Source organism: Leucothrix pacifica (genome assembly GCF_003172875.1).
Lineage (GTDB): Bacteria > Pseudomonadota > Gammaproteobacteria > Thiotrichales > Thiotrichaceae > Leucothrix > Leucothrix pacifica.
Map to the genome: position 1 here is coordinate 19,886 of NZ_QGKM01000090.1, position 10,212 is coordinate 30,097.

Below are 10,212 nucleotides of genomic sequence, written 5' to 3' on the forward strand. Positions count from 1 at the left end.
AACATGTTAATGGCAATTCTCGTGATGGTTGGTCTGGCGGCATTTTTTGGTGCTTTGCTGGGTTATGCCGCAATAAAGTTCAAGGTTGAAGGTGACCCCATCACCGATCAAATCGACCAGTTACTCCCACAAACCCAATGCGGCCAGTGTAGTTACCCCGGTTGTCGTCCTTATGCCGAAGCGATTGCAAAAGGTGAGATAGGCATTAATCACTGTCCGCCGGGGGGGGATTCGACCATTCAGGCGCTTGCTGATTTACTGGATGTAGAGCCGTTGCCGCTGGATGAAGAAGCCGGTGAACACTCCGATGTGCCGTTAGTCGCGATTATTCGTGAAGAAACTTGTATCGGTTGCACCCTGTGTATTCAGGCTTGTCCGGTGGATGCGATTGTCGGTGCCGCTAAGTTGATGCACACGGTGATTGCAGATGAATGTACCGGTTGTGAGCTGTGCCTACCGCCCTGTCCGGTGGATTGTATCGATATGATTCCTGTGCCGCAAAGCACTGATAACTGGGTGTGGCCGGAGCCTGCCACACTGGGCAAAATTCCAATCAAAATTGAGGTGAAAGCATGAACACCTTGATTCAGAAATTATGGAAAATGCGCGGTGGTGTGCATCCTGCCTTTCACAAAGATGACTCGACTCGCCAGCCTATTCAACATACTGCAATCCCGCCGCAGCTGATTATACCGCTGCAACAACATGTCGGGCACTTGCCGGATTTAAAGGTTGCGATTGGTGATACCGTTGAAAAGGGACAAATGCTGGCATCAGTCAGCGCGGTCGGTATTGGTGCGGCTATTCATGCGCCGACCTCCGGTGTCATTACCTCTATCGAAGAGCGAACTATTCCACATCCTTCCGGGCTGGCTGGTAGCTGCATCGTGTTGGACAGCGATGGAAAAGATGACTGGGGAAACCAGCGTTTAGCACCGCTTGCGGATTATCGTGAGTGCGCTGCGGATGAATTGCTTCAGCGTATTGAGCAGGCCGGAGTGGTTGGACTTGGTGGTGCAGTATTCCCCAGCGAGGTGAAATTAGCCTCAGCCGGTGAGGGGAATGTTGAAACGCTAATTATCAATGGCGCGGAGTGTGAGCCTTACATCAGCTGTGATGATATGTTGATGCGCGAGCGTGCTGAGGAAGTGATCGTCGGCATTGATATTTTGATGCACCTTCTGAAGGCCAAACGCTGCCTGATCGGGGTCGAAGATAATAAGCCTGAGGCGATTGCGGCATTAAATTCTGCGTTGGAAACTCTGGGAGCAGCTGGAAATGCTGGTCATGGTCAAATAGAAGCCGATCAGGGGAGTAACACGCAACTATCTGGTGACTCATCTGACTCCGCATCATTGGCAATCCAAACTGTCTCACCAATAGCCAGCGCCCCACGTATTGAAGTCGTTGCCGTCCCCACCATGTACCCCAGCGGTGACGCCAAGCAACTCACACGCATATTAACCGGTATCGAGATTCCCAAAGGTGTTCGTTCACCGTCGCTGGGCTTGTTGTGCCATAACGTCGGCACGGCTTACAGTATTTATGAAGCGGTGGTCGCGGGCAAACCGCTGATTTCCAGAATCACCACCGTCACCGGAAACGGTATTCAATCTCCACAGAATTTCGAAGCACTCATCGGCACACCGTTTAGTTTTTTGGTTGAACAAGCGGGCGGTTATACCGACAAGGCAGAGCGCCTGATTATGGGTGGCCCAATGATGGGGATTGCATTGCCATCTGATGGGCTACCCGTTGTCAAAGCTTGCAACTGCATTTTAATCAGCTCCCGTGACGAGTTGCGATTAAATGATCATGATCCGGCTGATGACGAGCGTTTAGTGATGCCTTGCATTCGTTGCGGCAAATGCATGCAGGCTTGTCCGGTTAAATTGCTCCCACAACAAATGTACTGGCACGCACGGGCACGGGACTTTGAGAAAGTCGCGGAGCATAACCTGTCCGACTGTATTGAATGTGGTGCTTGTAGCTACGTCTGTCCCAGTCATATTCCCTTAGTGGATTATTTCCGCTTTGCTAAAACTGAAATGAAAGCGCAACAGCAAGCTGCTATCAAATCCAGTCAATCCCGCGAACGTCATGAATTCCATGAATTCCGCAAAGCGCGCGAGAAGGCTGAGCGTGAAGAAAAGCGCCGCAAGCAAAAAGAAGCCTTGCAGAAAAAGAAGGCAGCCGCAGCAGATGGAAAAGCGGGCGAGGGCGACTCTAAACAAGACGCGATAAAAGCTGCCATGGAGCGCGCAAAAGCCAAAAAAGCTGCGTTAAAAGCCGCTGCGAAAAACAAACAGGATAACTCTGATGCAGTTTGATACGCGAATCACCAGTCTTGTTAATGATGCGCCGGATATCTCGCAGTTAATGAAGCAAGTGCTTTACGCACTGATCCCCGCTGTTGCAACCTTACTGTATTTCTATGGCTGGGGCGTCCTGATCAATTTAGTGCTCGCCGTTGTTTTTGCCTTAGCACTGGAAGGCATCGCCTTGTGGGTTCGCGGTAAGCCGGTTAAACCGTTCCTTAAAGATTTCAGCGCCATTGTGACGGCTTGTTTATTTGCGCTCACACTGCCGCCACTGATTAGTTGGTGGTTGATACTGGTCGGATTGTTCTTTGCCATCATTGTCGCCAAGCATCTATATGGAGGCATCGGCTATAACCCGTTTAACCCTGCCATGATTGCCTATGCGGTGTTGATCGTGTCATTCCCGCTGCAGATGAGCCAATGGCCCGGCGCTTACTCTGTCACAGGAGAATGGCTAAGCCTTAGCGATAGCTTATCGATTGTGTTTGGACAAATGGACGCAGACTGGGATGCCATCACTCGTGCAACGCCATTGGACGAAGTCAGAACCGGCCTGATTACCGGCCAAAGCTACCAAGATATCGTGGCGGGTGATCACTTCGGTTGGCTCTCTGGTGTGGCGTGGCAATGGACATCGCTTGCTTATCTACTGGGTGGTTTATACCTGATTAAAGCGCGTGTGATTAGTTGGCAAATTCCTGTATCCGTTTTGGCTGGTCTGGCGGGAGTGGCAGCGTTGATGTGGCTGGTGGATAGCAGCATCTATGCCTCCCCACTGTTCCACTTATTTAGCGGCGCAACCATGTTGGGCGCATTCTTTATCGCAACTGACCCAGTATCAGCCAGCACCACACCGTTCGGGCAATTGGTTTACGGCGCGAGTATCGGCTTCTTTATCTACGTAATTCGCACTTGGGGTGTATATCCGGACTCAGTAGCGTTCGCGGTATTAATTATGAATATGGCCGTGCCGATGATTGATTATTACACTCAACCCAAAGTCTTCGGTGACTCAGGGAGGGCGGTGCATGGCAAACGATAACCTAAAAGCCATCTGGCGCGCTGGCTCCATGCTGGCATTTTTTGCATTGGTTGGTGTGGTGTTATTGGTGGTTGTACAATGGCTGACCAAAGACCAAATTGCTGAGAATGCGCGCCTGATGAAGTTGCAACGTCTGCATGAGATTGTTTCAGCCGCAGATTATAATAATGACTTGTTGGCCAGTGCTCAAACGCTGCCTCTGAGTATTGAAGGTCTGGCTGATACCGCCAAAAAATACACGGCTTCTAAGTCTGGAACCGCAATTGCCGACATCTACGAAGTCACCAGCCTACAAGGCTACAGTGGCCCGATTAGCTTGGTGATTGGTATCAATGCTGACAATAGCTTGCGCGGTGTACGGGTGATTTCCCATAAAGAAACACCGGGCTTGGGTGATAAGATTGAAACCAGTAAAGATGACTGGATACTGCAATTCGCCGGAAAATCCTTACAGAACCCTGAGTTAAATCGCTGGAAAGTACGCAAAGACGGTGGTGATTTTGATCAGTTTACGGGCGCAACCATCACCCCCAGAGCGGTGGTCAATGCGGTACGTGAGGTACTAAGCATCAATGAGTGACGTAAATTACAAACAAATTATCGCCGACGGGCTGTGGAATAATAATGCCGGATTAGTGCAATTATTGGGGCTGTGTCCACTGTTGGCAGTAACCAATAATGCGGTCAATGGCTTAGGCCTAGGGCTGGCGACCTTGGTAACACTACTGATCTCTAATGGCTCGGTTTCCTTTAGTCGCCACTGGGTCAGCCGGGAAATCCGTATCCCGTTTTATGTCATGGTTATCGCTGCCAATGTGACGGTGGTTGACCTGTTAATGAATGCTTATCTGCATAATTTGCACAATGTACTGGGTATCTTTATTCCGCTGATCGTCACCAACTGCGCCATCATCGCGCGTGCTGAAGCCTTCGCCTCTAAAAATGAAATTATCCCCTCGATTGTGGATGGTTTCATGATGGGGCTCGGTTTTTTGGTACTGTTGGTGGTATTGGGCGGCATGCGTGAGGTCATCGGTAGCGGCACGCTATTTGCCAATGCATCTGTGATGTTTGGTGACGCCGCGCAAGGCCTGACCATGCAGGTGTTTGACAAGGATTACCCCGGCTTCTTACTGGCCATACTGCCACCGGGAGCGTTTCTGGGTTTGGGCTTAATTATCGCGCTAAAAAATATCATCGATGACCGTCTGGAAACCAAGCGAATCGCCAAGCGCCAGCAAGAAAAAGCCGCAGCAGAAGCAGCCAGCAAAGTGATCGGAGGAGTGCCCGCCAGTGAATAAAGACAAACGTTACGAGATATTCCGACGCTGGCGTGAAGCCAATCCGCACCCCACCACCGAACTCAATTTCAGCAGTCCGTTTGAACTATTGGTTGCTGTCACACTCTCCGCACAATCCACTGATAAAGGCGTCAATAAAGCCACCGATGTCCTGTTTAAAGTCGCCAATACCCCACAAGCCATTCTCGATTTAGGCTTGGAAGGACTGCGCGAGCACATCAAAACCATTGGTTTATATAACAATAAAGCGAAAAATGTCTATGCCGCCTGCCAGATGTTGGTGGATCTTCACGGGGGCGAAGTGCCGGATGATCGGGAAGCGCTGGAAGCATTGCCGGGAGTAGGGCGTAAGACTGCCAATGTGGTGCTGAATACCGCGTTTGGTCATCCCACCATGGCGGTGGATACGCATATATTCCGACTGTCGAACCGCACGGGTATCGCCAAGGGTAAGAATGTGGTGGAAGTGGAGAAAGGCTTACTGCGCCATATTCCCAAAGAGTTTATGGTCGATGCGCATCATTGGTTGATCTTGCATGGGCGGTATATTTGTGTGGCGCGCAAGCCTAGGTGTGGGGCGTGTTTGATTAGTGATTTGTGTGACTTTAAAGAGAAGAATCTTTAGAAAATTAAAGCGTGTTGGGTTTCCTGATGGATAATCAGATCATGCCCATTCATCACGTAGTTGTTTGATGAATTTGTCGGCGTCATCAGCCGATTTGAATACTTTGTTATCCTTATGCGCTCCCAGCATTGAGAGCAGAGGGCTCTGAACAGTTTTATTCATGTGCTTCAGGAGTTTGTCTTTTAGTTCAGGGATTCTCTCTGCCTCCTGAAGTGACATAAAAATACCTACAGAGCGATCCCTTTTGGTTATCAGGACAGGCTCATGCTGTGCTGTGTCCATCAATTCGTCGAATGAGTTCTTTGCGTCTTTTTCGGACATGACTTTCATAGTTAATCTCTTTATCTGTCTGCTATGGCTACCAATACTACTAAGAAGCTATTTTGTCTACTTAACGGGGAGTAGTTTTAAAGCATTCGATTAGTCCCTTGGCCACTTGAGTATGGCCGACGTCTGAAGCATTAGGCGTTAAAAGGCCGAGTCACCCTCGATAATGAGGGTGATAGATTGCTATTGTCCGACGGCTCAAGCGACAAGAAATTTAGTCATTATTGTGATATATTTAAACGATCAGGCTTAATGTGAAGTTGAGCTGAGCGATGAAACAGACTGGTCGATAGGCCAGACAGGTGAGTGATTGAAGATGTGTCAGGCCATGAAAAGCAATCCCTTTAATAGTAAAATATGGGACTCCGTCGCACGCGGTTTTGCTCAACCAGAAATTTATCCCCAGTGCTGTCGCACTCGGTATAAAATGCTTTAACGTTATGCATCTATGAGGTAGAAATGGAAGAATTTATTGAGGCAGTAAAAGCTTGGCCAGTAATAATACAGGGTGCATTAGGTTCAGCTTTATTTTGGCTGTTTTCAGCAGTAGGGCAATGGTTAACTGATAAGGCAAATAAAAGCACATCGTCATTTCTTAAAAAGACGAGAAAAAGCTCATTAATCAATGAAAGAATGAGGTTAAAAGCACTGAAGGCACAAGGAAGAGACCAAGTTTTATATGCTTCTGTTCTTATTTATCGAATGAGTCGGCCTTTACTAATAGGTCTCATCTGGATGGTATTGGGTTTGACTTTTAATAGCATCATAGGTGTATTTTCCATCATAGGATACTTGGGGTCTTTATATTATCTATTTATAGCATTGGGTATTGTTAAAGCAATCAACTATGAGGGTGATATTGATGCCAGAATTAAAGAAATTGAAGAAACCCTTGAAGACATGAAAAATGCATAATCGGTAGGTCAGAATTCTCTAACCTCCACCCCCCCACAACATAGAACAGTCCATGTTGGGCGTACACATTTTGCTTCATCGGAAAAACTACTCGCTCGCGCTCGCATTTACCGCTGAGCAAATCGTTAGAAATAAATTGGTAAGTAAGGAGGTAGAGTAACTGGGATGATTGAGACGGAAAACAATAGTAAGTTGCTTTTATCAATGAAAATCGGTTTCACTGACCCAAGCACTGATAATCAAATTAATAATAAGTTCTTTAATGGCGTAGTACCAATCGCAACAAAGACCAACCTAAAGGATGAAGATAAAACTCAAGTAATATCATTAGTAACAATTTTAAGTATGAAGCTTGCAAGCTTGTGGGAAATAAAAGAACAATATAAAAAAGAGTTAGAAGATCTAAAAACAGAGTTGAAAAAGTCTCCTAAAGGTGGAAATGATAATCTGCACCATTACTCCATCCAGTCGTCTAGTTTGCTGGGGTGGTTAGATGTCTATTTAGTGCAAATTAAAAGCATCCTTGATCATCTAGTAAAAATACCCTCACCTATATTTGGGTATAACAGATGGAACTTGGCGACATTTGGCGAGAAAGGGCTAAAAGTTAAAAAAGCTTTTCAAAATCTACCTGGAGAATACAAAGAAAGAACAAAAGATTATTACGAGAAAATATTTGAAACTCAGGGGTGGATTCATGATGCTATTGATATGAGAGACAGGCTTAATCATGGAGTTAAAGGTGGTCTTGATCTGCGAATTTTTGAAATACGTTATGATGAAAACAGCGGAAAATTCATTGAGCCAATGTGGTCTAATGAACAAAGTATTGAAGAAGCACTAGATATAGTATTTGATTCAATTTTGAAAACTAGCTCAATATTTTGTGGGTTGATTCTTTCTTTAAAGTTACCCAGTACTCATACAGTCGTCTGTGATCCTAATATGACACCAATATGTCAAGCAACTACAATAGTTCAATTAAAAGCACACCTTGAAGCAAAAGGAATTTACAGCCATGGCTTTACATAAACTTCTAACAAGTTGCTGTACATTGCCCCTATCTCATTAGGCTTCTGCTATAGCTACAGTTTACCACATGAGTCGTTCTGAGTCGGGATCAAGTGAGCGAGGTGTTAGCTGAATAAAAGGATATACAATGAAAACGTTATGGAAAATACTCGGCGGAATAGGGTTGTTACTAGTTATCGCTTTTGCTGGTGCCATCGGCAAGATTGTAGGGAAATTCACAACCGGCCAATTTTACGAAGACCAGAAAGAAGGGGCTCTTGATACTGTTCTAGTTAACGCTGCCAGCCACATTAACAAGAAATTACCAATGATGGTTGATGCTGAAACCAGATTGGATTCGGCTTCCGTCTTCAAAATGGGCCTCAGACTTAATTACACTGTGGTTAATTATTCAGCAGAGGAAATAGATTCCAGCTCCTTCAACAACGTCAAGCGTAAAGATCTCATGAATAAACTTTGCAACACAGATGAGACGAAGATATTTGTCGAAAATAAAACATCATTGTCACTGTCACATGCCTACTACGGAAAAAATGGGAAGCAATTTTCCGTCATTACCGTACAAGGATCTCAGTGCAAAAGCAGCTAACAAGCAATTTTACAACACTCGCTGCACTCGTTTGGGCGCTCTGAAGCGCGCCGATTAATTGAGCGTTAGTGCGTCAAGTGAAGCTTGATGCATCTAGCGGGGTGAAAGTCCCCGTCGGGTAAGGTCTAACCAGCCACCCGTATCGAGTGTTGCGCCTGTGGCGGAGCTTGCGGATCAATTCAGTTTTTCCAGTGGTTGCGTACCACAGCAAGTGAACAAGACAGGTGAAGCGTACACAGAGAAACTAATAGGCCATAGGGGTTATCGTGACCCTGAAGTGCTGATATCTCTCCGAGAATGTGAGTCCTGACAGACGAGGTTTGTAACACAACCGAAGTCCATGCGAAGAAATCGGGTTTGGTGAGATTGCTGTGAGCGGAGTTCTCGAGCCGTGGCATGTGAGTAGATATGTATCAGGAACTTGAGAGATCCGGTATTGCTCCTGACGGAACAAGTAGGGACGTTAAGCCGAAAGGTGAGACCAACGAAGACAGACCAGAAGTCGGATCAGCTCATAGTAGTCTGAGTCTGAGGGCGGGAAAGCCGTCTACATATTGCACCTACAATAGTTATTCTTATATGATTTTTTTTATAAGTAAAAAAAAGACTTGGTTTGGTGGATGTTTATGTGGTTTATTATAGAAGATAATCTATAAAGGGAGTAAATATTTGTTTGAAAAAATCTTAGATTGGATTAAAGAATGGTTTTTGCCACTATTTATTATACTTATATTCTTTTTTTTACTAAATCGTTATCCTATATATCTAGTTGTTTTCATATTTTTCTTAGTAGTGGTTAGTTTTTTCATTAATAATAAAGGAAATACATTGTACGCTTTAAGAAAAAATTTTGAAATAGCAAAGGCTTGGCTAAAAAATATCTTATTTAAAGAAAGTGTTTTTATTCGCTTAGTAGCTTGGTATATATTACTAGTCTCGTTAAATAACTTTATTATTGAGCCATTAACTCAAAACTCAAAAAGAGTTCCTTATGGAAAAGTTACATCAATTCCTGAAATTTATAAAGGGTCATGGGAAGGAGAAGCGTACAACAATGATATAATATCAAAACTATCTATTCGAAGTTCAAAAATGACTTACACTTGGACAGATAAAAGTAGCAATGATGGTAAACAAATAATTAGATGTAAATCTCCAAGTGTTTTCTATAACTTTCATGCTATAGAACATCAGTTTGAAAATAGGTTTTGGTACCCAGTTGTTGATATTATTTTACTTCCTCTCATTCCAGAAACAATATTCGGAAGCCAATATATCTATTGGTCTTGTGGTCATTCTTTAGATAAAGAAACAAGCTTCCTATCAATATCTGAGCCCTCCACCGAGTTATATTGGTTATCAAATGATGAAATTGGAATAATGTTATTTGAACCTTACTCATATGATCATTATGAGTATGATATAATAGAATACTCATCTACTTTATTTAGTAGAAAAAAAAGATAGTAAATATTCCTAAAAGCATAACGAGTTTGTCGAAATAAACTTACCTACTAAGCGGCTAACTTACTTTCTGTGAATTCGGGTAATATTTTATTAGATTTAGGTTTCAAGCCTTCGAGCTAGTAAGGCCCTCACAAAGGCATTGTTATATTGGATTAGATAATGAGTGACTATAAACCACCAAAGAATAAAAAAACTAACGCATTGCATGCTGTTGCTAGATCAGGTCTAGGGGCGATTCCATTTGCTGGAACTGCTGCTATTGAAATTTTGAATAGAATTGTGGCTCCTCCGTTAGAACAAAGAAAAGAAGAGTGGATGTTAAATTTTGGGAATGCATTACTAAGACTAGAGAAAAAACAGAAGTTATTCTTGAAAACCTATCTAATAAATATTTCTTTATAGATGTGACTTTTGAAGCAACATTGATAGCAATCACAACGAGTAAAAACGAAAAATGAAGCTTTAAAAATTCAGTATTGAACTCTGCAATAGACTCCTCAGATCAAGACACAATGCAGTTTATATTTATATCCTATATAGATTCATTAACTCCTTGGGTTTAGAAGTTTTTAACCTCTGTACACGACAAAAAA

12 protein-coding genes are annotated in these 10,212 nt (G+C 44.1%); 11 read left to right on the top strand and 1 reads right to left on the bottom strand.

Annotated features, from left to right (window positions below):
- Positions 1–3: 3 nt before the first annotated feature.
- The 6 genes from rsxB to nth are packed head-to-tail and all read left to right on the top strand — an operon-like array spanning position 4 to position 5,289.
- Positions 4–576, top strand: coding sequence for an electron transport complex subunit RsxB (gene rsxB, locus DKW60_RS21235; protein ID WP_109839673.1), 573 nt, complete (start codon positions 4–6; stop codon positions 574–576).
- Positions 573–2,330, top strand: coding sequence for an electron transport complex subunit RsxC (gene rsxC, locus DKW60_RS21240; RefSeq protein ID WP_109839674.1), 1,758 nt, complete (start codon positions 573–575; stop codon positions 2,328–2,330). The genes rsxB and rsxC overlap by 4 nt, the downstream gene beginning before the upstream one ends.
- The gene (rsxD, locus tag DKW60_RS21245) at positions 2,320–3,363 is read left to right on the top strand and encodes an electron transport complex subunit RsxD (protein ID WP_109839675.1); all 1,044 of its coding nucleotides are present in this window, start codon (positions 2,320–2,322) and stop codon (positions 3,361–3,363) included. Before rsxC ends, rsxD begins: the two co-directional genes overlap by 11 nt.
- Positions 3,350–3,943: an electron transport complex subunit RsxG gene (rsxG, locus tag DKW60_RS21250; RefSeq protein WP_109839676.1), complete on the top strand. Its 594-nt coding sequence runs from the start codon at positions 3,350–3,352 to the stop codon at positions 3,941–3,943. The genes rsxD and rsxG overlap by 14 nt, the downstream gene beginning before the upstream one ends.
- A complete protein-coding gene (locus DKW60_RS21255; protein ID WP_109839677.1) occupies positions 3,936–4,664 on the top strand; it encodes an electron transport complex subunit E in 729 nt (242 codons plus the stop codon). Before rsxG ends, DKW60_RS21255 begins: the two co-directional genes overlap by 8 nt.
- Positions 4,657–5,289 (top strand): endonuclease III, encoded by a 633-nt coding sequence (gene nth, locus DKW60_RS21260; RefSeq protein ID WP_109839678.1) that lies wholly within the window; start codon positions 4,657–4,659, stop codon positions 5,287–5,289. The genes DKW60_RS21255 and nth overlap by 8 nt, the downstream gene beginning before the upstream one ends.
- A 39-nt stretch (positions 5,290–5,328) precedes the next feature.
- Here nth and DKW60_RS21265 read toward each other — a convergent pair whose 3' ends face one another.
- Positions 5,329–5,619, bottom strand: a complete 291-nt coding sequence (locus tag DKW60_RS21265) for a type II toxin-antitoxin system Phd/YefM family antitoxin (protein ID WP_109839679.1) — start codon at positions 5,617–5,619, stop codon at positions 5,329–5,331.
- Positions 5,620–6,075: 456 nt separating this feature from the next.
- Here DKW60_RS21265 and DKW60_RS21270 point away from each other — a divergent pair, with 456 nt between their 5' ends.
- The 5 genes from DKW60_RS21270 (at position 6,076) to DKW60_RS21290 (ending at position 10,021) form a co-directional block, all read left to right on the top strand.
- Positions 6,076–6,531 (top strand): hypothetical protein, encoded by a 456-nt coding sequence (locus DKW60_RS21270; protein WP_109839680.1) that lies wholly within the window; start codon positions 6,076–6,078, stop codon positions 6,529–6,531.
- Positions 6,532–6,696: 165 nt separating this feature from the next.
- Complete coding sequence (locus tag DKW60_RS21275) at positions 6,697–7,563, top strand: hypothetical protein (RefSeq protein WP_109839681.1); 867 nt, start codon at positions 6,697–6,699, stop codon at positions 7,561–7,563.
- Between the two features lie 127 nt (positions 7,564–7,690).
- Positions 7,691–8,152, top strand: a complete 462-nt coding sequence (locus DKW60_RS21280; RefSeq protein WP_109839682.1) for a hypothetical protein — start codon at positions 7,691–7,693, stop codon at positions 8,150–8,152.
- A 669-nt stretch (positions 8,153–8,821) separates the two neighbouring features.
- A complete protein-coding gene (locus DKW60_RS21285) occupies positions 8,822–9,619 on the top strand; it encodes a hypothetical protein (RefSeq protein ID WP_109839683.1) in 798 nt (265 codons plus the stop codon).
- Between the two features lie 159 nt (positions 9,620–9,778).
- Positions 9,779–10,021, top strand: a complete 243-nt coding sequence (locus DKW60_RS21290; protein WP_109839684.1) for a hypothetical protein — start codon at positions 9,779–9,781, stop codon at positions 10,019–10,021.
- Positions 10,022–10,212: the final 191 nt, after the last annotated feature.